The sequence below is a fragment of the Chryseolinea serpens genome, from assembly GCF_900129725.1.
Classification (GTDB): domain Bacteria; phylum Bacteroidota; class Bacteroidia; order Cytophagales; family Cyclobacteriaceae; genus Chryseolinea; species Chryseolinea serpens.
Map to the genome: position 1 here is coordinate 645,782 of NZ_FQWQ01000001.1, position 25,376 is coordinate 671,157.

Annotated in this window: 16 protein-coding genes; 2 read left to right on the forward strand and 14 right to left on the reverse strand. The window is 53.1% G+C overall.

Features of this window, described 5'->3' with window-relative positions; all coding sequences use genetic code 11:
* Nucleotides 1-20: 20 nt before the first annotated feature.
* Entirely contained in the window at nt 21-1,016 is a 996-nt protein-coding gene (locus tag BUB30_RS02555; protein WP_073130781.1) for an ROK family protein, read from the forward strand.
* Nucleotides 1,017-1,137: 121 nt separating this feature from the next.
* On the opposite strand, the gene BUB30_RS02560 is transcribed toward BUB30_RS02555, so the two are convergent.
* The 13 genes from BUB30_RS02560 to BUB30_RS02620 form a co-directional block, all read right to left on the reverse strand.
* Nucleotides 1,138-3,531 (reverse strand): DUF3536 domain-containing protein, encoded by a 2,394-nt coding sequence (locus tag BUB30_RS02560; RefSeq protein WP_073130783.1) that lies wholly within the window; start codon nt 3,529-3,531, stop codon nt 1,138-1,140.
* Nucleotides 3,532-3,561: 30 nt separating this feature from the next.
* Nucleotides 3,562-5,538: a 1,4-alpha-glucan branching protein GlgB gene (gene glgB / locus BUB30_RS02565; protein WP_073130785.1), complete on the reverse strand. Its 1,977-nt coding sequence runs from the start codon at nt 5,536-5,538 to the stop codon at nt 3,562-3,564.
* A 31-nt stretch (nt 5,539-5,569) separates the two neighbouring features.
* Nucleotides 5,570-8,905 carry a maltose alpha-D-glucosyltransferase gene (gene treS / locus BUB30_RS02570; protein ID WP_073130787.1) on the reverse strand — a complete coding sequence of 1,112 codons (3,336 nt, stop codon included), beginning with the start codon at nt 8,903-8,905 and terminating at the stop codon, nt 5,570-5,572.
* A gap of 4 nt (nt 8,906-8,909) precedes the next feature.
* On the reverse strand, nt 8,910-10,856 hold the full coding sequence (locus BUB30_RS02575) for an alpha-1,4-glucan--maltose-1-phosphate maltosyltransferase (protein ID WP_073130789.1): 1,947 nt from the start codon (nt 10,854-10,856) through the stop codon (nt 8,910-8,912).
* A gap of 7 nt (nt 10,857-10,863) precedes the next feature.
* A complete protein-coding gene (locus BUB30_RS02580) occupies nt 10,864-12,429 on the reverse strand; it encodes an alpha-amylase family glycosyl hydrolase (protein ID WP_073130791.1) in 1,566 nt (521 codons plus the stop codon).
* 6 nt (nt 12,430-12,435) lie between these two features.
* Entirely contained in the window at nt 12,436-14,148 is a 1,713-nt protein-coding gene (locus BUB30_RS02585) for an alpha-amylase family protein (RefSeq protein ID WP_245804022.1), read from the reverse strand.
* Nucleotides 14,149-14,319: 171 nt separating this feature from the next.
* The gene (locus BUB30_RS02590) at nt 14,320-14,691 is read right to left on the reverse strand and encodes a transmembrane 220 family protein (protein ID WP_073130795.1); all 372 of its coding nucleotides are present in this window, start codon (nt 14,689-14,691) and stop codon (nt 14,320-14,322) included.
* A gap of 97 nt (nt 14,692-14,788) precedes the next feature.
* Complete coding sequence (locus tag BUB30_RS02595; RefSeq protein ID WP_073130797.1) at nt 14,789-15,643, reverse strand: sugar phosphate isomerase/epimerase family protein; 855 nt, start codon at nt 15,641-15,643, stop codon at nt 14,789-14,791.
* Nucleotides 15,644-15,674: 31 nt separating this feature from the next.
* Complete coding sequence (locus tag BUB30_RS02600) at nt 15,675-19,001, reverse strand: ThuA domain-containing protein (protein WP_178377001.1); 3,327 nt, start codon at nt 18,999-19,001, stop codon at nt 15,675-15,677.
* A 79-nt stretch (nt 19,002-19,080) separates the two neighbouring features.
* Nucleotides 19,081-19,794 (reverse strand): 3-keto-disaccharide hydrolase, encoded by a 714-nt coding sequence (locus BUB30_RS02605; protein WP_073130801.1) that lies wholly within the window; start codon nt 19,792-19,794, stop codon nt 19,081-19,083.
* Between the two features lie 82 nt (nt 19,795-19,876).
* Nucleotides 19,877-20,320 carry a c-type cytochrome gene (locus BUB30_RS02610; RefSeq protein ID WP_073130803.1) on the reverse strand — a complete coding sequence of 148 codons (444 nt, stop codon included), beginning with the start codon at nt 20,318-20,320 and terminating at the stop codon, nt 19,877-19,879.
* 52 nt (nt 20,321-20,372) lie between these two features.
* Entirely contained in the window at nt 20,373-21,425 is a 1,053-nt protein-coding gene (locus BUB30_RS02615) for a sugar phosphate isomerase/epimerase family protein (protein ID WP_073130805.1), read from the reverse strand.
* A gap of 37 nt (nt 21,426-21,462) precedes the next feature.
* The gene (locus BUB30_RS02620) at nt 21,463-22,617 is read right to left on the reverse strand and encodes a Gfo/Idh/MocA family protein (protein WP_073130807.1); all 1,155 of its coding nucleotides are present in this window, start codon (nt 22,615-22,617) and stop codon (nt 21,463-21,465) included.
* Between the two features lie 182 nt (nt 22,618-22,799).
* Here BUB30_RS02620 and BUB30_RS02625 point away from each other — a divergent pair, with 182 nt between their 5' ends.
* Entirely contained in the window at nt 22,800-23,840 is a 1,041-nt protein-coding gene (locus BUB30_RS02625; protein WP_073130808.1) for an aromatic ring-hydroxylating oxygenase subunit alpha, read from the forward strand.
* Nucleotides 23,841-24,706: 866 nt separating this feature from the next.
* On the opposite strand, the gene BUB30_RS02630 is transcribed toward BUB30_RS02625, so the two are convergent.
* A complete protein-coding gene (locus tag BUB30_RS02630) occupies nt 24,707-25,261 on the reverse strand; it encodes a hypothetical protein (RefSeq protein ID WP_073130810.1) in 555 nt (184 codons plus the stop codon).
* Nucleotides 25,262-25,376: the final 115 nt, after the last annotated feature.

The window sequence follows — 25,376 nt, forward strand, 5'->3', positions numbered from 1 at the left end:
TCACGTTTAAAACCGGCATTATGAGAGAGCTAACCATCGGCATCGATATCGGGGGAACCAACACGAAGTATGGCATTGTGGACAGATCAGGAAATGTGATTTCCCATGGCAGTATCTCCACTACGGGATACCAAGAATTCAAAGACTATTTCAAGGGACTTTCCGAAGCGCTCCGCAAAGAGATCGCCGCGATCCCTGGCGAGCATAAAGTATTGGGTGTTGGCGTGGGTGCAGCAAATGGTAATTACTACAAGGGCACCATCGAACGCGCCACCAACCTGCCGTGGAAAGGTATTATTCCCCTGGCCGACATGTTTCGTGAAGAGTTCGATCTTCCCGCCATCATCACCAACGACGCCAACGCTGCGGCTGTGGGCGAAATGGTGTATGGTGCAGCCAAAGGCATGCGCGACTTCGTCGTGATCACTTTGGGAACCGGTTTGGGTAGCGGCTTTGTAGCCAATGGCCAACTGTTGAACGGAAAGCATGGCATTGCCGGCGAAGTGGGTCACACATCGGTGAATCCCGCCGGCCGTTTCTGCAACTGCGGTAAACGCGGATGTTTGGAAACCTACGTATCGGCTACCGGTATCAAGCGCACCGTTTATAAACTTCTTGCCGATCACCTGGAGCCCAGCGAATTGCGCGGCATCAGCTTTGATAACCTGACCACGAAGATGATCACGGAGGCCGCTGTGCGCGGTGACGTGGTTGCCTTGGCGGCTTATGAATACACCGGCCGTATCCTTGGCATGAAACTGGCCGAGACTGTCGTTCACACTGATCCTGAAGCGATCTTCCTGTTTGGCGGTTTGTCCCTGGCCGGCGACCTCATCTTCAAGCCTACCATCAAGCACATGGAGGCCAACCTGATGCCATTGTTCAGAGGAAAAGTAAAAGTGTTGCCTTCAGGTCTTCAAAATCAGGCCGCTCCTATCATCGGCGCCAGCAGCCTGGTGTGGAACTACCTGGACAATGCTCACAACACACACCTGACGGAAGAGGCTATCGCCTAGCAAGGCCACTGCCTTTGTTGGTGTTCTTCACCAACAAAACTTCCACCAACCTATAGCCTGTTCATCTTCAAAAAGACGAACAGGTTTTTTTATTGTCTAGCGGAGGCTGCGTCGCGCCTGGTTATTCCAGTTTCACGCTGAGGTTTTCACCCAATAGATTGAATTGTTTGATCCACTCTGCCGAGTGCCCGTCGTGTGCGCGGTTTCTGACCGAGATCTCGAAATAGAGGTTCTGGCTTTTATAGAGGTTCGGATTGATATTGAACTTGCGCAGTAACGGGAACAAGCGGTTAAGCTTTTCCACGCGCTTGTGGTTGTCGGCTTCGGCGCTGATGCGTTTCACTTCTTTGAATACGCTTTCCCCTACCAGGCGCTCGAGTTTTCCGGTATCCTCAACGTTGAGCTTCCACAGCACCAGTTCGTTCATGATGCGTTCCACCTGGCGAATATTGATGCGTTCGGATTCGAAGCTTCGGATCAAGTCGGCATTCAGGATGTATTCGAATGTGGTGCGATAGGCATTGGGGATCGGGGCATCGTTGTTGGCCAGCGCCATCACCAAAGGATAGTCGCGGTTGTAGATGCGTCGCAGGGAGTTCTCGAGATCGCGCATGCTTTGGTAGGTGATCAGGTTGAACACCTTGCGTTTCTCGTCCTGGAACAGTTGCCAGATGGTGTATTTCTCCGGGCCGAAATAGGTTTGCATCAACCCGATGATGTCGCCCAGTCGCGCTTCTTCAAACGCGTCCACCATGCGGACCTGCATGCTGGCAAACTTCTCTTCTTCCATGTCGATGGAGATGTTGCCGATGATGTTGTGCTGGCCCATGTAAATTACGGCGAAAGCAAATTTCTTTTCCGACCGCGTCACATTCGAGCGCACTTTCGTGATGCCCAACACCAGTTTTTGCTCGCCGGCTTCCTTGCGGATGAAGACGTCGTTTTGGGTGGTATAGTTGAATACCGGGAAAGATTCCGGGTCTTCTTCAAAGATCGATGCCACGGCATAGTGCATGCCCACGCGCTGCAGGTTGGTCTTGGAGGGCAGCACATACTTGCGATAGACCTCGGCCCCGTGCTCCAGGGCGGTGAGGTTGCTCGGTGCCAGTTGCATGCGGTTGAGAAACTCGATCTCCAGGTTCACCTCAACGATCTGGCTCACGAGCTGCATAGCGCGGCAGGCGTATTGCATGATCTGCGTGGTCTCGATGCCCGAGATCTCGTCGAAGAACCAGCCACAGCTGGTGTACATGAGCATGGCGTTGCGTTGCACTTCCATCATGCGGAACACGCGGTTGTGTTCTACCTCGCGGATGGCATGTTCTTTTAAGAATTTCTCGATCGTCTCGTCGGTCCGGTTCAGGATGACGTCGACGTAGTCTTCGCGGGCCTTCCAGGGATCTTTCAGGATTTTGGAAGCCTCGTCTTCATATACTTTGGCGAGCTCGTCGCGGAGCCAATCCAATGTTTCGCGGAGGGGCTTGCGCCAGCGTTGGTGCCAGTCGGGTGTCCCCGAGTTGCATCCGCAGTTGTTGCGCCAGCGTTCGATGCCGTGGACGCAACTCCAGGAGCTGTTCTCGTGTATTTCGGCCTCGTAGGTGGGCGGAAATTTGGCGAGGAACTCCGCGTAGTTGGTGAGGTTGGATTGCTTGTGCCGTTCGATGTAATCCAGGCAATACGCCAGGGCCATGTCGCCGTGTTTGTGGTGGTGGCCATAGGTTTCGCCGTCGGTGGCGATGTGTACCAGCTGGGGTTCGGTGGCCTCTTTGTCGAAGCCGTCCAGCAGCCGGTGTGCGAATTTCTTGCCGTCGTTGAGCAGTCCGTTAAAGGCCACGCCTTGGGCGATGTCGCCGTCGTAGAAATACAAGACGATGCTTCTGCCGGAGGGCAGGTTGCAAGTGTATGGTCTGCGCGTGTCGAGCGTGCTGGTGTCAACGGAGCTCCATTCGGTGTCTTTTATTTTGCGAATGGCTTTGGCCTGGCGTGGTGCCAGCACGGTAAATTTGATATCGTGTTTCGCCAGCAACTCCAGGGACTCGACGTCGACGGCGGTTTCGGCGAGCCACATGCCTTCGGGTTTGCGCTTGAATCGGTATTCAAAATCGCGGATGCCCCAGATGATCTGTGTTTCTTTATCGCGTCTGTTGGCCAGCGGCAGGATCATGTGATTGTAGACCTGTGCCATGGCGGAACCGTGGCCGCCGAAGTGCTTAGCGCTTTCGCGATCGGCATCGATGATGGCCGCATACGTTTCCGGGTCGCTGGTCTCCATCCACGACAACAGCGTGGGGCCATAGTTGAAACTGATGCGTGAGTAATTGTTGATGATGTTTTTGATGACGGCCTTCTCGTTGAGAATGCGCGAGGCGGTGTTGGGCGCATAGCATTCGGCCGTGATCCGTTCGTTCCAGTCGTGATACGGGTGAGCGGAGTCTTGTACCTCAATCACCTCAAGCCAGGCATTTTCGCGGGGTGGCTGATAGAAATGCCCGTGAATGCATATATACTTTTCCAAACAAATTCAAATTAGGTATGACTCGTGCCGTCAGGTTCCCATGTCACTCAGGTCAAATTCGCTGATCTCCTTTTCCAAGCGTAAGACAGAAATCCCCAGCGGGGGTAAAGTTAATGAAATCGAGTAATCCCTACCATGATATTTTACAGGTGAGGTGAGCAGCAGCCCTTCGTTCAAAACACCACTGCCGGCATACTGGTGGGCATCGGAGTTGAAAATTTCTTTCCAACTGCCCCTAAAAGGTACACCGATGCGATAGTGACGTCTCGTCTCGGGCGTGAAATTACAGACGACAATCAGCAGGTTTTCCTTGCCGTCGCCCTGGCGCTGGAAAGCGATCACGCTGTTTTCGCGGTCGTCGTAATCGATCCAGGAGAATCCTTTTTGTTCGAATTGATATTGATATAAGGCCGGTTCTGTCTTATAAAATCGATTGAGGTCGCGGACCAGTCGCTGAACGCCTTTGTGCACGTCGTAGTCCAGCAGGTGCCAATCGAGACTCTTCTCGTGGTTCCACTCGGCCGATTGTCCGAATTCTCCTCCCATAAACAGCAATTTGGAACCGGGGTGCATGAACATGTACGTGAACATGAGCCGGAGGTTGGCAAACTTACGCCACTCATCGCCAGGCATTCTTCCCAGCAGTGAGCCCTTTCCATGCACCACTTCGTCGTGCGACAACGGCAACATAAAGTTTTCCGTGAAGGCATACATGACGCTGAACGTGATCTCGTTCTGATGATATTTTCGATGGATGGAATCCTGTTTGAAATACTGAAGCGTATCGTGCATCCAGCCCATCATCCATTTCTGTCCAAAGCCCAAACCGCCGAGATAGGTCGGTCGCGATACGCCGGTCCACGACGTGGATTCTTCTGCAATCGTGATCGCATCCGGGAACGTGCCATACACGACTTCATTCATTTCTTTCAGGAACGTGATGGCTTCAATATTCTCGTTGCCGCCATACACGTTGGGGATCCACTCTCCTGCTTTCCGCGAGTAATCCAAATACAACATCGATGCAACGGCATCTACACGCAGACCGTCGATGTGGAATTTATCGAGCCAATACACGGCGTTGCTGATGAGGAATGAACGCACTTCATTGCGGCCGTAGTTGAAGATGTAGCTTTTCCAATCGGGGTGAAATCCTTTGCGTGGATCGGCGTGCTCATAGAGGAACGTGCCATCGAATTTGAAAAGACCGTGGGCGTCGCCGGGAAAATGTGAGGGCACCCAGTCGAGGATCACGCCAATGCCGGCGCGATGGAAACTATCGATGAGGTACATGAAATCTTCGGGGCTGCCATAGCGGCTGGTGGGAGCAAAATATCCGGTGAGCTGGTAGCCCCACGATCCATAGAAGGGGTGCTCCATCAAGGGCAGGAATTCCACGTGGGTGAAGTTCATTTCCTTCACATAGTCGACCAACACATGCGCCATTTCCGGGTATGTTAAGGAAGGTGTGCCTTCTTCAAGCTTGCGGCGCCACGAGCCATAGTGGACTTCATACACCGAATATGCTTTTGGTTTGCCTGCCTGGCTTTTGCGTTCGTTCATCCAAGCTTCATCCTTCCACTCAAACTTTGGCGTCCACACGATGCTGGCCGTTTTGGGCGGCATCTCGCAGAAGGTGGCAAACGGATCGGACTTTTCGAGGTATTCGCCGGTGTTTGAATGAATAGCATATTTGTAGGCTTCGCCGTGTTTGACGTCGGCAAAAAAGCCTTCCCAAATGCCCGACTCATCCCAGCGCGAATGCAGAATATGCTTGCCTTTGTTCCACTGGTTAAAATTGCCAATAATGGAAATGGCCGATGCGTTGGGCGCCCACACGGCAAAGTAGGTTCCCTCCTGCCCTTCGTTGTTCACAAAGTGGGAGCCAAGCTTTTCATATAGCTTGTAGTGCTTTCCGGTTTTAAACAGGTGCACGTCGAAGTCGGTGAGCAGTGAAAAGCTTGCCGGTAGAGTTGTGGTAGAGGGTGTTACCGTTTTTTTTGCCATGATGGTGTCGTGGATAGTAAGCGTTTCGTGATCACTTTTTCTTTCGTTCGTCTTTCTCTTCCTGGTAGCGCTTCATGTGATAATAAATGCCACGGAGCGGGATGATGGTCCAGTCGGGCCGGCCGTTCAGTTCATAGCCGAGCTCGTAAATGGCCTTCTCCAACAGGAAGGTACGAATAAGTATGTCATCTTCCTGCGTCAACGCGGTTCCCATGCCCATGCGCTCCATGTAGGCCCCCAGGTAGAACCGGCCCACGTAGTGTTGCCACTGTTCGGCCCATGATTCCAGGAATTCCAGGTCGCGGTCGCGATAGTTTTCGTTTAGCAGGATCTTGCCAAAGGCGGCGTAGTGTATCGAACGCATCATGCCGGCCACATCCTTGAGCGGATTTTTCTTCAGCCGTCTTTCGCTGAATGAAAAACCGGGCTCGCCTTCAAAATCGATGATCACAAAGTCCTTTCCGGTAAAGAGCACTTGCCCCATGTGGAAATCGCCATGAATGCGGGTCTTGATGGCCTTGATCTTGGTTTGATAGACTTCGCTGAAACATTCCAGGATCTTGTCTTCCAGCACCAGCACCCGCTTGGCAAACTCCTGCACTTCGGGGTTCAGTTTCGAAAGGCTGCTCTCCAGGAGGTTGAACCGGTCGCGCACTAGTTTTCGCAGCGAAGAATATAGCGAGCGTTGATAGTTGGGTGTGAAGGTCTCGGGAATAAAGGCCGGGTTGGAATTGTCGGATGCCAGCGCCAGGTGCATTTCAGCCGTGCGTTGCCCGAGCCGCACCATGCGTTCGTAGAAGCCACGCCCGATAAATTCCTGGATCACTTCCGGCGCCTCTTCAAATTTTATGGATGAGCGGTTCACCAGCTTGGGCAGCTTGATGGATTTTGCCCCGGCCAGCACGCGTTCGTAGAATCTTCCTACGGAGTCTACCGACATCGTCCAGGCTTCGCCCTGGTTCTCTACTTTTTCCTGCAGCAATCCAAACACGATGACGTTGTCGTCGCTGTCGTGATATTCGATGCTACCGGCGTAGCGCGGGGAGTTTTGGAAGGTGGTGTGTTCAGAAAGGAATCTCACGATCTCCAACTCGGGGTTTATCTCCTTCTCCAACTTGCGGTAGAATTTGAAGAAGTACTGTTCGTTATAAATGACGGCCGTATTGCTCTGATCGGATTTCAAGACTTTCGAGTCAACTTCTTTGTTGACGTCGATCTTGGCAAACACACTGGAATTGAATTCCAAGGTTCCCCCTTCGTCGTCGCGGACGCGGGTTTCTTTTGCCATGCTGGTGAACAGGAAGTCGCGGAACACTTTGTCGTAGCTGCTGTCCATGATGAAGCCGGCTTTGCCTTGGATTTCGGCGCGGCATACCACGCTCTGCACGGTGTATTCCACGCGTTCCAGGATGCTGTCGGAAGGCAGGAATGTCAGGGGGAGGAAATAGAATTCGGGCAGGCGTTGCACATAATGCACCTCTACCACCACGAGGAAGTGGGCGTCGCCTTCCACCTTCAGCGCAATGGTCTTGTTGATGCTCACCTTGCTCACCACTTTGGCCTTGCCTCCAAACCAACGGCATTTCTTCATGAACGGTGGCAGGATGTTTCGCTCCAGCACGCGCACTTCGTCGTAGTTGTCGAAAAGCTTCTCCCACGACACATCAGTTTTCAACAAGGGCAATTCGCCGCTGGCTTCCGATTTTTCTTTTTTCTCCGCGGTGTCCACCTGGAACCAGAAATATCCGTACGGGCCGATGGTGATAGGATAATTGCCTTCGTCCACACTCATGAACCGGTTCTGGCTGAACACCTCCGTGATGTCGCAGCCTTTGTATTCACCCAGGTTTAGGGTGGCCGCTTGCGAGAATTGCGACAGGTTGGCCACCACGATGATGCGGTGTTTGTCGAGGGTTCTCACAAAGGAAAGCACTTTTGCATTGGAACTCTCGATAAATTTCATCTCCCCTCTTCCGAAAATATGCAAGCGCTTGCGCATGGCCATGATGTTCTTCATCCACCACAGGAACGACGACGGGTTCTCTTCCTGCGCCTCCACATTCACCGACTCGTGGCGATAGGCCGGGTCGGTAATGATGGGAAGATAAAGCCGCTGCGGGTTTGCCGTGGAGAAACCCGCGTTGAGGTTCATGTTCCACTGCATGGGCGTGCGCACGCCAAAGCGGTCGCCGAGGTAAACGTTGTCGCCCATGCCGATCTCATCGCCGTAATACAGCACCGGTGTGCCAGGGAGCGAGAACAAAATGGCATGAAGCAGTTCGGATTTGCGGCGGTCATTGTTCAGCAAGGGAGCCAATCTCCGGCGAATGCCGGCGTTGAATTTTGTGTTGGCGTCGTTGGCGTAGGCTTTGAAGAGGTAATCTTTTTCTTCTTCCGTCACCATTTCGAGGCCCATCTCATCGTGATTCCGCAGGAACAATGCCCACTGACTGGCGGTGGGCGTCGCCGGGGTTTGTTCGATGATGTCGACGATGGGATAGCTGTCTTCCGTGCGCAGGGCCAGGAACATGCGCGGCATCAGCGGGTAGTGGAAGTTCATGTGGCACTCGTCGTTGTCGCCAAAATAGGTGGCGGCATCTTCGGGCCACAGGTTGGCCTCGGCAACGAGTATGCGGTTCTTGTAATGCTTATCGATGTGCGCCCGCAGGCGTTTCAGGAATACGTGTGTTTGCGGCAGGTTCTCGCAGCTGGTGCCGTCCTCTTCAAAAAGGAAGGGCACGGAGGGCAACCGGAAGCCATCCACGCCGATCTTCATCCAGAAGTCGACGATCTTGATCATCTCCAACTGCACTTCGGGATTTTCGAAATTCAGCTCGGGTTGGTGTCGGTAGAAACGGTGCCAGTAGTACGCTCTCGCCTCGGGATCCCACGTCCAGTTGGTGGATTCTTCGGAGCTGAACATGACGCGGGCTTCTTTGTATTTATCCGGCGTATCGTTCCACACATACAGATCGCGGTAGCGCGAATTCGCTTTGGCCTTGCGTGAACGTTTGAACCAGGGATGCTGGTCGGAGGTGTGATTCAGGATCAATTCCGTGATCACGCGGATCCCCCGGCGATGGGCTTCTTTCAAAAACTGTTTGAAGTCCGACAACGTGCCATAGTCCGGATGGACGTCGCAATGGTCGATCACATCGAAGCCATCGTCCTTGAGCGGCGAAGGATAGAAAGGCAGCAGCCAGATGGTGTTGATGCCCAGGTCCTCCAGGTAGTCGAGCCGTTGGATGATGCCCTGAAAGTCGCCAATGCCGTCGGCGTTGCTGTCGAAGAACGCCCGCACGGAGAGCTCGTAGATGATGGCATCTTTGAACCAGAGGGGATCGTTTTGTTTGAGAGGTGTGCTCATGGCCTTACAAGTATGATTCGTGTATCTCGACTTTAAATAAATGGAATGGCATCTTGTAGGGGTCCAGCTCCACGTAATTCCATTCTTGTGTCCAGGTGTATTGTTCGTCGGTGATGAGGTCGTGCACTTTCACATTGATGTGGTCTCCCAATTTCAACCGGTCTTTGGGCAATTGCACAAAACCCGATTGGCGTCCACCGGGATCGAGGTTTACGATCATCAAAATGACGCTCGTCAGATCGTCTGTTGCCTTGATGTAGGCCAGCAGATTGCTGTTCTCGATGGCACAAAATTGCATATTCCACGTCGACTGCAACGCGGCGTGCTCGTGTCTTGCTTTGTTGATCATGGCAATGATGTCGATCATGCGATTGGCGCGTTTCCAATCGTGTCGTTTCACCTCGTATTTTTCCGAGTTATAGTACTCTTCTTTTCCCTGCATGGGAACATTGTCGTAGAATTCGTAAGCCGGCCCGTAAATGCCATAGTTCGACGACAACGTCGCGGCTAAAGCAAGACGGATGATGAAGATGTTTTCGCCTTGATGTTGCAGGTGGAATGGCAGGATGTCCGGTGTGTTGGGCCAGAAATTGGGGCGGAAGTAATTTCGCGAGGGACCGAAGACCAGCTCGTTCATATATTCCACGATCTCCGACTTATACACCCTCCACGTGAAGTACGTGTACGATTGCGTATAGCCGATCTTTCCCAGCGACGCCATCACCTTGGGTTTCGTGAAGGCTTCCGCCAGGAAGATGACGTCCTCGTATTCCTTGTTCACTTCGGCAATGGCCCATTGCCAGAATGGGATGGGCTTTGTGTGCGGGTTATCCACCCGGAAGATCTTCACGCCCTGGTCGATCCAAAATGTGATGACGGATTTCAATTCGAACCACAACCCCTGCCAGTCATCGGTTTCGAAGTTGAAGGGATAAATGTCCTGGTATTTTTTGGGTGGATTCTCGGCGTATTGGATCGAGCCGTCGGGCCGCTGTTTGAACCACTCGGGGTGTTCCTTCACATAAGGGTGATCCGGGGCGCATTGAAAGGCAAGGTCGAGGGCGATATCGATGTTTAATTTGCGGGCTTCGGCAATCAGCTTCTTGTAATCCGCCAGCGTGCCCAACTCGGGGTGGATGGCTTTGTGTCCGCCTTCGTCGCTGCCGATGGCCCAGGGTGATCCGGGCTCGCCAGCTTCCGCCCGCACGTTGTTGTTCTTCCCTTTCCGGTTCATTTTGCCGATGGGATGGATGGGGGGCAAATACAGCACATCAAAGCCCATCGCAGAAATGCGTGGTAGCAATTTGATCACGTCCAAAAAGGTGCCATGCTTGCCCTGAAGCGATGCAGAACGCGGGAACAACTCGTACCACGACGAGAAATTTGCTTTCTTGTGTTCCACCACCACGCTCAACGCTTTTGCATAGGTGGTTGCATGCGTGATGAGGGGGTGGCTGTGCACCAGTTCACCAAACGCTGGGCTCTGCACATAGTGCAACGCCGCGTTATAATCACCTTCCAGGATGCGGATGGCTTCTTTCAGACGTTCTTGCTTGTCGCCGCCGACGGTTTTGATGTACTGAACGCCTTCGCGCAATTCGAGGTGCACATCCACTTTGGCGGCGGCTTTCTTTTTGAAGCCGTCATACCAGGTGTCGAAGTGATCGACCCACGCCATGAGCGTGAATTCGTAGGTGCCTTTTTCCGTCACCGTAAACGCCCCATACCAGTTGTCGTTGTAGGAGGGCGTCATCTCCACGTGGCTCCATTGCGGGGCGCCCTCTTTTCGGTAGAGCAGGTGGGCGCGGAGGTGGTCGTGGCCATCGCCGAAGATGTCGGCGGTGACGTCTACGCGTTCCCCGATCGTTCGCTTGGCGGGATACAATCCGCCGTCAACCTGGGGTTGCACATTTTCAATGATGACTCGCGATTTTCCTTCTATTGGGATCATGCTTCGTTCAGGGTTTCAATATCACGGTTGAGTATGCCGGCAAGGTAAGTTCACCGGCTTGTAGTTTTGCTTTCTTGCTGCTGTCAAACGCCAGCGCCTTAAAGGCATTGTTTTGTTCGGTGAGGTTCAGGGTCACTTCCACATCCGAGATGTTGTTCAGTACCAGCAGCGATTCATCTTTATACGTTCTTTTATATCCTACCACCTCGTTCACGTTTATGCCCGATTCTTCCAGCGCACCATACGTCATGACCGGGCTAGCATTTCTGAAGTAGATCAGACTTTTGTAAAAAGCCAGCATCGAACCCGGGTCACTTTGTTGTTGGCGGGCTGGGATGACGGTTTCCACCGTGGAATATACCGGTTTTTCCCATGACGTTTGTGGGCCGCCGGTGTTGGTGATGTCCCAAAGGAACGGTTCGCGAATGTTGGCATCGGGTTTCCTGCCCAGCATGCCGATCTCTTCGCCATAATACAAATAGGGCGTGCCGGGCAGGGTGAGCAATATCCCGGCGGCTACACGCATTTTGTTCTTGCTTCCACTCAGGTCACTCAGGATGCGGTTTTGGTCATGATTTTTCAGGAACGTAGCGTCGATATATTCCGGATTTACTTGGTGATAGTAATCGAGGATGTCTTTGTATTTTTTGATCAGTCCGATGGTGTCTCTGCCGGCATTCACGACATCGGTAATTTTATAGCCCATGTCAAAATTGAAGAGCGACGGCAGCCCTTTCAGATAGGGCGCCACTTCGGGCGCGGTGGACCACACCTCTCCCACCAGGTAGACATCCGGTTTAATTTTCATCATGTTGGCGCGGAACTCCTCCCAGAAGGCGTGATTATCGGCTGCCCTATCGGCCGGAAAAATATGACGTGCCGCATCCAGGCGAAAGCCGTCCACGTTCATGTCGCTGAGCCAGAATTTGCCGATGGCGTTGAACTCCTCCTTTACTTTGGGATTGTCGAAATTGAGGTCGGGCATGCCGCCCCAGAAATAGCCGTAATATTGTTCCGACAAGGTGTCGCCGTTCACGGCGTGCCATTGTGTGAGGTTGTCCGAATCGAACGACGTGGCTTTCTTGGCGATTTGATTTCGGATGGAGTCACGCTTGGCCCACACATAGTAGTCGCGATAGGGACTGTTCTGGTCTGCCGCCGCGCTTTTAAACCACGGGTGCTCCGCCCCGGTATGGTTTAGGATGAGGTCGATCACCACGCGGATGTTGCGGCGATGCGCTTCGGCCACAAACGTTTTAAATTCCTCCACGGTGCCGTAGTCGGGATGGATGCTTTTGTAGTCCGTTACATCGTACTTGTGATACGATGGCGAATTCATGATGGGCATCAGCCAGATGCCGTTCACGCCTAACTCCTGCAGGTAGCCCAATTTGGACGCCAGTCCTTTGATGTCGCCTTTCCCATCGCCGTTGCCATCGGCAAAGGAGAGCACAAACACTTCATACTTTACGCCATAGGGCCACACCGCCGCATTCCTGACTTGTTGCTGGCAAGAGAGAAATGCAATCGAAACCAGCAGGGATGCGACCGTGCATGTGAGGCGTGTGGGCATGCAGTTTTATTTGATCTTAAAAATATAGGAACTATAAGGTTTACATTTCAATTCGAAGGTGAAATCTTTGTTAAAACCTACCTCTGCTTCGCGCCACAGCAAATCGCGGGCAATGTAGCTGCCGGCGGGGTCCAGTCCCAGGGCGCTCACGGCCGCCGGGGGAAGTTGAACTTTGATCAGCTGATCGGCAGCATTGAACGTGGTGACAATCAACAGTCGTTCTTCTCCGGAATAGCGCAGATAGGCACTGGTGTTGGCCGGGAAATTTCCAGCCTGGAGGTTATGGGCTGTGATGTCCAGATATTCTCCTTGTGTGAGGGCGATGTTTTTTCCCGCGAGCGACAATACGTCGGCATAAAACTGGCGGAGTTGTTTTTGTTCCATGCTGAGCGAGTCGCCGTTGAACTTGCCTTCATTCATCCACTTCTGATGTTCGGGCACGCCCCAATAGTCGAAGATCGTCGTCCGTCCGTCGTTGGCCTGAAACCCTGCCGAACCGGCGCCGGGCTCTCCCACTTCCTGGCCAAAGTAGATCATGACCGGTCCGCGATCGATGGTGGCGCTCACCACCATGGCCGGTACGGCACGCCAGGGATCGCCGGCAAAGAACGGCGATGCCACACGCTGCTCGTCGTGGTTCTCCACGAAATGCAACATGTTGTCGCTGACGGACGACAAGTGTTGTTGTATGGGATGGATCGCCGACGTGGCCGCCTTGCCCTGCACGATGAGGCGCAGGGTGTCGTAGAGTTGCACCTTGTCGTAGAGGTAATTGAATTTTCCGTTCTCGATGTAGTTGTGATACTGCTGTGGATTATAGATCTCGGCAATGAACACGATGTCGGGGTTGACCACCCTCACCTGGGGAATGACCCATCCCCAGAATTCCACCGGCACCATCTCGGCCATGTCGCAGCGAAAGCCGTCCACATTTTTCTGGGCCCAGAACACCAGGATGTCTTTCATTTTGATCCAGGTGTCGGGAATGGGATCGAAATGGGTTTGCTTTGCCTGCAGGTCAACGCCATAGTTGAGCTTCACGGTCTCGAACCAGTCGTGGATGTTTGGCGTGGCGGAGAACACGTCGTTGCCCGTGGCTTTGGCGGGTGTTTCTTCGAACTTGCCATCCTTGGTGGGGAAGACGTTGTCGGGTCCCAGCGCATGATATTCTTTTGGCACCTGGAACGATTGTCCCGGGAGGTAATAGAAATTATTGTTTGCGTCGAACGTCACGTTCTTGTTGTCGGTCTCGCCCAGGTCTTTTACGCCAGCAGGTTTTGCGTCGCTGTGATATTGGCGTGCCACGTGGTTGGGCACAAAATCGATGATAGCTTTGAGACCGGCTTTGTGGGTGCGCTCCAGCAGTCGGTCAAACTCCTCGCGACGGTTGGGCACGCTCATGGCGAGGTCGGGGTCCACGTCGTAGTAATCTTTGATGGCATAGGGCGAACCGGCGCGGCCTTTCACCACATCGGCATCGTCCAGCGGGATATTAAACGGCGTGTAGTCGGTGAGCACGGCATGTTCCAGCACACCGGTGTACCAGACGTGGGTGATCCCCATTTCCCGGAGCGATTTCAGGGCGGCTTCGTTGATGTCGTTGAACTTGCCCACGCCATTCTCGTCGCGCGTGCCATAGGGCTTGTTTACGGTCTTCTTGTTTCCAAACAGCCTCGTCATCATTTGATAGATGACAATCTTACCCGATGATCTTTCCATAGTGACAAGCGGTGGGATTTTTTCTTTGGGGGGCGATGAACAGCCCATAAAAATTGACGATGCGAACAGGCAAAAAAGGAGTCGTCTCATAGGTTTGAATATAAAAAAGAAAAGACAGCTTTGTATGCTGTCTTACCGGAAATCGTTTGTTCCCGCTTCCGGTGAAGGTATTTATCGTTTGGAGAATTTTTTGGCGCGCATCCAGTAAAAGATCAACACGGCCACACAGATCATGAGCCCCAGGAACTCGCGCGATTCCTCGATGTAGAGGTGCTCCATTTTTGCCACGTCGTCAAACAGCGCCGACCGGTCGTCTTGTCGCAGCCACTCCATCACGCCCGGGATATAGACTACGGAATAGGCGATGTACACGATGCCGAGGCCGATGATAAATTTGACGGGATAGAATTCAAAAATAGCCATGACACTCAACACGGCCATGGCGCCGTAGATGAGGATCCAGATCACGGGGTCGGGATCGTTGAGTTGCAGAAAAGCAAAGACCACAAACATGATGGCCAACAAAAAATTCAAAATGCGCATGGATGAAAAATTTTACGGTACCTGTAAAAGCAAGGTGTCGGACATGTGCCCGACACCTTGTATTCACCTGTAAACAAAACAAAACAAAAAACAAAAATCAAATAATGGTCTTCAGATATTTCGCATCGGCCTCGGCGCTTTCGAGCGAGGATGTGCCCGGGAAGGTATCGTGCTCGACATACCACCGTTTCAGACCGGCCTGTTTGGCCTGGGCGAAGATGAGCTTGAAGTCGATGGAGCCGGTGCCGACGTTGGCGTTTTTATTGCGATCGGTTTTGGTCATGTCTTTCACATGCCATTGTTCGAAGAGCCCGGGATGTTTGGCAAAAAGCGCCAGCGGATCCTGACCTGCATTGATCGTCCAGAACAGATCGAGCTCCATGCCCACTTTTTTGGGATCGAGTTCTTTGAGCATCACATCGTAGGGCACCTGTCCTTCGATGGGCTGGAATTCGAAAGCGTGGTTGTGATACTGGAAGCGCAAGCCGGCATTGGTACACACCTCGCCAGCCTTGTTCAGGTCTGCGCAGATGGTTTTGTAGGCGTCGATCGTTTGGCGATCGGGTTCCTTGATATAGGGCATGACCATGAACTCCTGGCCGTTCTTCTTAGCGTCGTCCACGGCTTTCTGCCAGGTGTCGCCCTTGATCTGGTCGAGGCCATAGTGACCACTGGTTACGCGCATGCCCAGGCCGTTCACGAATTTGTTGAACTCGGCATAGTCCATGCCGAAGATCTTGCCGTCTTTGTAGCTGTAGGCTTCCAGGTCCTTGTAGCCATAGGCAGCCACTTTCGTCAACACGCCTTTCGGATCTTGTCCGATGACATCACGCAAGGTATAGAGTTGCAGACCGATGTTCTTGGTGGCCTTGCCGGCCGCCAGGAACGAAGGCAGGGAAAGCAAACCGACCGCAGCGAACGATGCAGTTTGCACAAATTCTCTTCTTTTCATGGTTGTAGGTATAGTTAGGTTAGTCTAGGTTTCACTTGTTGTCCAGCGCGACACCTCCAAAATAGAACATGGGTTTGTCTCCCTTCGGACGTTTGAACACGATGTAAAGATCGTGGTTGCCGCTCACCGGCGCCAGCTTCACCGGGGTTTTCACCAATGCGGGGGCCGTCACCGTGGCTTTGCCCAACAGTTGACCATCGGGCTTGTCGAGGTGGATCTCGATGTCGCCACCGGTGTTCTGCCCGGCCATGATGAAGGTGAGCAATGTGGCTTTCTTCACGCCGGTGAGGTCCACGTTTTTGAAGGCTCCGTGCGCGTTGTTCAGCACATTCTGCAGGGCTGTGCCCCTATCGCTTTTCACCTTGCTCACGATGTTCAGGTCGTCCATCTGCTCAGCGCCCAACACGGGGCTGCGCAACGCAATGGCGGTGGTACCTGCCAGGGCCGGCACTTTATCCGCCCCCTTGTCAAAGTAGGTTGCCGTCAAAATGTAAGCGCCGTCTTCCTCTTTGCCCGGGGTGGCCGAGCCGGAAAGCGGGAGTTTCTTCACCACTTTCGATTCGCTGAGCGACAGGACGTATTCCACCATTTTCTTGGCATCGTCCACGCTCACTTGCGGGTGGGCGGCCATCTCGGTGGTGCCCCATACGCCGGCACCGCCTTTGATCACTTTGGCTGCCAAAAGGCCTACTGCTTTTTCATCGCCCTTGTATTTCTCCGCCACCATCTTGTAGCTGGGGCCGGCCGATTTCTGGTCGATGATGTGACACGACTTGCAGTCACTCTTCTCGATGAGGACTTTGCCCGGCAACTCGGCGGTTGGCATTTGGTGGCCTTGCGCGATGGCCGTCATGTCAAATCCTTTCAGGTAGTCGAAGGTCACGGTCACGTCTTCGGGTTTGATCTTGCCGTCGGTGGTGGAGCCGTCTTCCTTGTCGCTTACGCTCACGGTGTATTTGACCGGTGTGCCCGGGAAGTAGAACGATTTGTTTCCGGAGACGATCTCAGCGGTCACCACGGGTGGTTCGTTGCCGATCGTCAGCTTCAATTGGGCATCGGCCTCGCCGCCTTTGTCGTCCTTCACGGTGAGCTTTACGTTTTGAACGCCGGGGTTCTTGAAGTCGACGGTGAACTTGCCATCGGCAGAGGTCAAGGTCTTCCCTTCGGCTTCCAATTGGTAGGTGATCTTGTCGCCATCCGGATCGTTTGTGCCTTCAGCAGAAAGCTTCACGGTCGCGGGGAAACCGGTCGAGAGCTTGTCGGCGCTCAGCATGGCCACCGGCGGCCGGTTGCCACCGTTATAGTCGATGCGCACCAGGCGGGCATCCAGGTTTTGTTTGAACCAGGCGGTGCCATATTCGATCATGTACAGTTTGCCGTCGGGGCCGTAGGACATGTCGATGATGTTGTTGAATTTGGTGTTGGGCATGAACGGCTCCATGTCCATGATGGCACCCTGGTCGTTCATCGACACGAGGAACATCCAGTTGCGGATCCAGTCGTACATGAGCAGCTTGCCGTCGAAGTAGTTGGGAAATGCTGTGGGCACGCCTTTGTAGTTTTCGCTGTAGTAAACCGGTCCCGCCATCGCGTTGCGGCCACCTTCCTTCAACATGGGAAAGTCGTCGGACTTCACATAAGGATACCAGATAAAGGGAGGGCTCACGGCCGGCAGCTCGCGCTTACCCGTGTTGTTGGGCGACTCGTTTATAGGTGACTCCGGATTCCACTTCACTCCTACTTTCTTTGCTGCGAAGTCATACTTCGCATAGGGGAAATTGTTGCCCACAAAATAAGGCCATCCAAAGAAGCCGGCCTTTTTTGCCTGGTTCAATTCATCATAACCCCGCGGTCCACGGAGCGAATCGTCCTTGCCGGCATCGGGGCCTACTTCTCCCCAATAGAGGAAACCGGTTTTGCTATCCATGGAAATGCGATATGGGTTGCGGCATCCCATCACATAGATCTCGGGACGGGTTTTTTCCACGCCTTTTGCAAAGAGGTTTCCTTCGGGAATGGTGTAGGTGCCATCGTCTTCCGGGTGGATGCGAAGGATCTTGCCGCGGAGGTCGTTGGTGTTGGCCGAAGATTTCTGCGCATCAAACGGAGCACGTCCAGCACGCTCGTCGGAAGGACTGAAGCCGTCCGATTCGAAGGGGCTGCTGTTGTCGCCCGTAGAAATGAAGAGGTTTCCGTGGGGATCGAACATCAGTGAGCCGCCGGTGTGACAGCAGGTTTCGCGTTGCGTGCCTACTTCCAGCAATTGTTTTTCGGAGGCCATGTCCACTTTGTCATCCTGGAAAACAAAACGCGAAAGCACGTTCACGGATTTGTCGGGATGCGAGTAGAAAATGTAGATCCAATGATTTTTGGCAAAGTTGGGGTCGGCGGCCAGGCCGATCATGCCGTCTTCCGATTTGGTCCAGACGTTGAACTTGTTCACCTCTTTGATCTTTCCGTCGGCCGGGGTGTACAGCATCACTTCACCTTTGCGTTCGATGAAGATGATCTTGCCATCGGGCAGCACGGTCATTTCCGTGGGCTCGTCGAGGTTGAAATCCAGGACGGTTTTCTTGAAGCGGTTTTCTTCCACGGCGCGGATGGTTTTTGCCTTGGAGTAGTCCAGGGGCTTATCGCCTATCGCATAGTGTATGCCCGTGAGCAGGTGATCCTGGAACAGGGAGTCAGCATAGCTCTGTTTGGTGTGGCCCATGCCGGTGTAGAACGAGCGGCCGCCTTCAAAGTCGTGATACCAGGCGATGGGATGGTTATCGCCATTCTCGCCCCCTTCATAGGTGCTTTCGTCCAGCGTGTAGATCACGTTGATGTCGGGCGAGAAATGTTTGTAGTTGTAGAGTTCGTCCCAGCGCTTCCATTCGTTGGGGAGCGTGTTGGGGTGAGGGCCAAACGGTGTGACCTTGCGGAACATGGCCTCCTGTTGTTTAGGGTGGCTTTTGAAATAGGCACCCACCAGTTTGCCATACCAGGGCCACTCGTATTCGGTGTCCGCGGCAGCGTGGATCCCCACATAGCCCCCACCCGCTTCGATGAAGCGTTTGAAGTCGGCCTGTTGCACGGGATCGAGCACATCTTGTGTTGTGCTGAGGAAGATGACGGCCCGGTAACGTTTGAGGTTTTCTTCATTAAAAAGGGATGCATCTTCGGTGGTGTCAACCGCAAAACCATTGGTCTTGCCCAGCGCCATCAACACCAGTTTAGCGGTATCGATCGATTCGTGACGGTAGCCTTTTGTTTTCGAAAAGACCAGCACGCCCGGTACCGTCTTTTCGCCACAGGAGAGGATGAGGCAAAACAGTACCACGATCGATAGAAATGAATTCAGTTTATGCATTGTCATAAAAGGGTATAGGTTTCGGCGCATAGACAGAACGTGGGTCTCTCCGGTTGTCGCTGGCCTTAATATGTTGTTTGAGATGTTACTTCAGTTCGCGGATCTTGAGGTTGCGGAACCAAACTTTGTTGCCATGGTCCTGCAGGGCAATGCTGCCTTTCACCGATTTACCAAACACGGGCCAGGCCTTGAACTTGCTGCCGGCCACCAATTGGTCCCACTCCGGGGTGTGCATGGTGAACTCCACCACCTTCACGCCATTGACATAGAATTCCATGTGTGCATTTTTTGAAACAATGCGGAACTGGTTCCAGTCGCCGTGTTTTACCGGTTCCGACGACGATGCGATGAGGTCGTACAGGTCGCCGGTGCGGTGTTTGTGTATTTTGCCGTCGGGGTGACAGTCGTTGTCGAGGATTTGCATTTCGGGGCCGCTGTGGTAGGGTGCGCTCGAGGCGGGGTCTTCCACCACGTTGAACATGAGGCCGCTGTTGCCGCAGGAGTCGATCTTCCACTCCAGGACAAGTTCATAGTCCTGGTAGGTTTTGTCGGTCACGATGTCGCCGCGGCCTTCCTTGGTGGAGGCGTCGAGGTACAGCGCGCCATCGGCTACTTTCCAGCCTGCGCCGATGCCTTTCTTGTTGTAGTTATGCCAGCCGGCTGTGGTCTTTCCATCGAAAAGGAGTTTCCATCCGTCTTTCTTTTCCTGTGCCGTCAAGGTGTTGTTTTGCGCGTTCACGGTAGAGACTAAACAAATCAGGGCACACCAGAGCAGCGACGTCGAGTAGATTTTTTTCATGATAGTGGTTGTGGTTGTAGAACGTTTTTCAAAGAAATGAAAACCGTCAGTCCCTGTGGGCACTGACGGTTTTATGAATGTGTTAATCTTTCGGTTTTTCGCCATCGAGCGAGAGGACGTACATGGCCATCTTCTCGGCGTCGCCCTTCGACAAATCAGGGTGAGGCGACATGGGTATTTCTCCCCAGTTGCCGCTGCCGCCGTTGCGGATCTTGTCGGCCAGCATGCCGACGTTGGCTTTGGTGAATTCGTATTTCTTAGCCACGTCGGTGTGGGAAGGTCCTACGATCTTGTTGGTGGGGTGATGGCAGGTTTTGCAGTCGCTGGCGTCTACCAGGGCCTGACCTTGTTTGATCAGATCATCGGCCGATTCGGCTTTGGGCTCGGCAGCTTCTGCAGCCACATCCTTGTCGTCGTAGCCTTCTTCGGTTTCTTCCGTGGCCGCTTCTTTCTTGGATCCGCCGCACGATGTCAGGGACCATGTTGCTACACCTACCAGCGCGAGTACTAAAAATGCTTTTTTCATGTGTTGTTCGAATTAAAAAATTTAAATAGTCTGTCAGTAAATCTTCCCGGGTCTAAATACCCAACACTTTCTTATTGAATTTGGCGTCTTTGCCGGTCGCAGCAAAGTCGTCGAATGCTCTTTCCGTGACACGGATGATGTGGTTCTGGATGAACGGTGCACCTTCGGCAGCGCCCTGTTCGGGGTGCTTGATGGCACACTCCCACTCCAGCACAGCCCAGCCGGCGTAGTCGTATTGCGTGAGCTTGGAGAATATCGTTTTGAAATCCACCTGTCCATCGCCCAGCGAGCGGAAACGTCCCGGGCGGTTCACCCAGTCCTGGTAGCCTCCATAGACACCGCTCTTTCCCGTGGGGTTGAACTCGGCATCCTTCACGTGGAACATCTTGATGAAGGTGTGGTAGAAATCAATGAATTGCAAGTAATCCAATTGCTGCAGCACAAAATGGCTGGGGTCATACAAGATGTTGCAACGCGCATGCTTTCCGGTAGCCTCGTAGAAGCGTTCGAAGGTGATGCCATCGTGCAGGTCTTCGCCCGGGTGGAGTTCATAGCAAACATCCACACCAGCCTTATCGAAGGCGTTCAGAATGGGAAGCCAACGTTTGGCCAGTTCCTTGAAGCCGTCGTCTACAAGTCCTGCGGGACGCTGGGGCCAGGGATAAACCGTGTGCCACATGAGGGCGCCCGAAAAAGAGGCGTGCGCATTGAGGCCGAGGTTTTTGCTGGCCTTGGCGGCATACTTCAACTGCTCTACGGCCCAGGCGGTGCGCTCGGCGGGTTTGCCGTGCAACGCCTTCGGCGCAAAGCCGTCGAACATGTCGTTGTAGGCAGGGTGTACGGCCACCAATTGGCCCTGCAAGTGTGTGGAAAGTTCGGTGATCTGCAGGCCACAGGATTCTACGATGCCTTTGATCTCATCGCAATAGTCCTTGCTCTCGGCAGCTTTCTGGAGGTCGATGCAGCGGCTGTCCCAGGTGGGGATCTGCACGCCTTTATAACCGAGGGAAGCTACCCACTTGCAAATCGTTTTCAGATTGTCGAATGGAGCCTGATCGCCCATGAACTGCGCCAGAAAAATGGCCGGTCCTTTTATCGTTTTCATTAAATCGCTGGAGACATTGGGTTAAACATCATTACCGTTATTTCAGCTTGGTCCACTTGCGGGTGGAGTTGCCGGACTTCACAGCCGTTTGCACGAAGTTCATGCCGCGTACGCCGTCTTCCACATCGGGGAAGTCGTATTTGGCTGCGTTGATCTTCTTGCCTGGCTTATAGTCGCGCACGGCACGGCCAAAGGCGCGGTAGATGTTGGCGAAAGCTTCGAGGTAGCCTTCGGGGTGACCTGCCGGCGTGCGGGTGAAGGCCTTTGCATCGTCGGACAGATATTTCTGGCCGGCACGGATGATCTCCTTGGGGCGGTCCAGCCATTTCACGATCATGGTGTTGGGGTCTTCCTGTTTCCATTCCAGGCCGCCCTTTTCACCGTAAACGCGGATGTTGAGGTTGTTTTCTTCGCCTGCGGCAACCTGGGTGGCCATGAGCACACCGGTGGCACCGTTATCAAATTTTATCAACATGGAAGCGTCGTCGTCCAGCTTGCGGCCTTTCACGACGGCATTCAACATGGCGCATACTTCGGTGATGTTGGAGCCGGTGATGTATTCGGCCAGGTTCGCAGCGTGCGTGCCGATGTCGCCGATCGCACCGCCCATGCCCGATTGCTTGGGGTCGGTTCTCCACGACGCCTGCATGTTGCCGGTGCCTTCCAACAAGGTGGAGAGCCAACCTTGGGGATATTCAACAAATACTTTTCTGATCTTGCCCAGCTTGCCAGAAGAAACCATGTTGCGGGCTTCTTTCACCAGGGGATAGCCGGTGTAGGTATGGGTGAGGCCGAGGATGAGGCCTGTTTTTGCAACTACTTTTTGTAAGGTCTTTGCTTCTTCGAGGGAGAAAGCGATGGGTTTTTCAACGATCACGTGGAAGCCGCTTTCCAGGGCCATCTTCGAGGGGCCGAAGTGCACGTGGTTGGGAGTTACAACCGACACAAAGTCGATGCGTTGGTCGGGAGGCATGTTCTTCTCGATCTCGAACATCTCCTGGTAGGTTTCATAGACCCGTTTCGGGTTGAGATAAAGCGCTTCGCCGGTCTGTTTCGACTCGCCGGGGACCACGCTGAAAGCACCGCATACCAATTCAATTTCTCCATCGATACCGGCGGCTTTACGATGAACGGGGCCAATAAAAGAGGTAAGTCCGCCACCTACCATGCCCATGCGTAATTTTCTTTTCATTAGGTTAGAATGTTTTGGTTCAAGTAAGGGATTAAATGTCTAAAAATAAAGCATAAAATTTACAGAAATCGATTGCGGGTTGGGTTGACGGCCCATATATTTTCTAATGATTTATTCATAGGTTGGGTTTGGCAAACTAGTTGTTAAATCCTTTCTTTGACACCATTGCCTAACTTTTTTTCATGACTGAATCGCTCTTTCTCAAAAATCTCTGGTATTTCGCCATGCATGGTTCATTTCTGAAGCAAGGCAAACTCGTGGCAAAGGAAATCCTCGGAGAACGCGTGGTCTTTGGAAGAGACGAGAACAACATCCCCTTCGCCCTACGCGACAATTGTCCCCACCGCGGTGTGCCACTCTCCAAGGGATGGTACGATGGCAAAACCCTCCAATGCTGCTACCACGGCTGGAAGTTCGACAACACCGGCACCTGCACCGGCATCCCCGCCCTGGCCGACGATAAATTCGACACCAGCAAGATCAAGGTCTTCAAATATCCCTGCCGCGAGATCAACGGCACCGTCTGGATCTACATGCCCCAGAACAAAACACAACTGGGCGGCGCCGAAGAAAGGATCCCCGACTTGCTTGTGCCCCAGGGAAAGGATTTTCTCTTCGTGGAGAAAGTGACCATGCCCGCCGACATCGACCACTCCGTGATCGGACTCATCGACCCCGCGCACGTGACGTTTGTGCACCAATCCTGGTACTGGCGTTCATCCAAGAAGTTGAAGCTGAAGGAAAAGAAATTCGAGCCCGTCGACCTGGGTTTCAAGATGACGCGGCACACGCCGTCGTCGAATTCAAAAGGATACTCGATCCTGGGGGGGAGCCGATCAACGGAGATCAACTTTCAATTACCCGGCATTCGTACAGAGCATATCCAGGTGGGCAAGGACGAGATCGTTTCGATCACCTGCCTCACCCCCATCAACGAGAACGAGACCGAACTCAATCACATCTTTTACACGACCATCGGCTTTGTGAAATATGTCTGGTGGCCGCTGCGCCAATTGGGCAAGCAGTTCATTCACCAGGACCTGGGCGTTTTCGGAAAACTCAGCGAAGGCCTGAAATCAAAGCCCACCCTAATGCTCCTCGGCGAACCCGACTTGCAAGCGCGCTGGTATCACGAACTGAAACGCCAATGGGATCTGTCGCAGCAGAACAAAACCCCTTTCGTGAACCCGGTGGAGCCGAAGACGTTGCATTGGATCACGTAGTCAGGCCGCGGCCAATGCATTCCCCACGAGTTAACACGCCGCATCACGCAGCGTCACATCTGATTCAAAGGCGAGGCTCGTGACCGTTAGTGCGAAGATTCATCTGAATTTTCCTGTGACACGTCGCACGTCTTTCCTTTCTTGACGTAGGCTAAAGCCGGGATCCTCATAAACTGCACATGCCGTAATATTCAGGCGAGCCGCAATAGACGATCGTGAAATCGATGTTCGCGGATTGATTCAAGTTTTGATGGCCGACGCCATCCACCACCGATTCCCAATAACATTCAGCCCGCCTCAATGGATTTAAATCCCGTAGGGATTTCCGATCATAGACCCGGGTGAAACCCGGGGTAACGAAAACGGCAGCATTCAACCCCGGAGGGGTTACCCTTCGGGGCCGTAATATCAATTCGATATGTATTCAAAATGTGAAACGTACTCTTTCCCTTTCTGAAATTAATGGCTGTCTCATAACATCACGACGCATTTCATTTTCAGAAATTAAATGAAATGCGACTTCTTCAGAGTCAGGAATGTTCCCTTGCGAAGGCAATGATGGTTAGGAGAATGTTTGACGGCTACCCGGCCAGGGATAGAAACGGAAAGCCCGGAGTGCGTGGGCCTGTGCGTGGTCGGACTTGTAGTGGATAGCCCGGCCCGAGGTTTCCGAGGGGGCCGTCGATGCATCATTAAATGGACAACAGTATGAAGAGCCGCAGGTTTATTCATAGTAGGACCCGCAGCTACAGGTAACCCCTCCGGGGTTAAAACGCCATGAATCGCTACCCCCGGTTTCACCGGGGGCTATGGTAGGAAACTCCTTCGGAGTTAAAAAGGGAGGTAAGTTTTTTGCCTGATTCTCATTACCAGTCATCACCGTCTTTCTTCTTTCCTTTCTCCACGTACTGCAACTTGTCCGTGAACGATTTGTCGAGAAGACCCAGGGTGTTCGGCTTGCACCATTCCTGGTTCATGATGGTGCCGTTGTTTTTGGCGGCGTAGTTGGTGAGGTTGTCTTTGGCGGTGATCTTTTTGTAGCCAATGTCGCCGGTGAGTTGGATGGAGCGGACGGTGACGCGGTATTTTCCGTCTTTTACGCCCACGGTAACTTTGCCGCTGTACTTACCGGTCTGAATGATCGGCGGGGTGGCCACTTGGGTGAATTGGAATTTCTTATAGTCAACGATGATGTCGTTCATGTCGAAGGTTACTTCGTCGGCGGTGGTTTGGAGGTTGGCTACGAAGGGTTGGGCTTTGTAGAATTCGGTGAGCTTGGCGGCCGTGATGGAATCCTGGGCAAATACTTTTTGATAGAGGATCTCCTGGTCGGCCAATTTAAAATTGCCATATGACGTGTTGCCCTGTGCGAAGAGGACGATGGAACAAGCCGTGAGGAACAGGGAAAGAAGTGTTTTCATAGGTCGATAACTTTGCGGCAAGGTACAGAACAAAATGCATTGGCGCGGCGCAGCCATCAAAAACAAAGGTCATTCAAACGCGTTGCGCGCTGAATGACCTTTAGCGTATTTTATC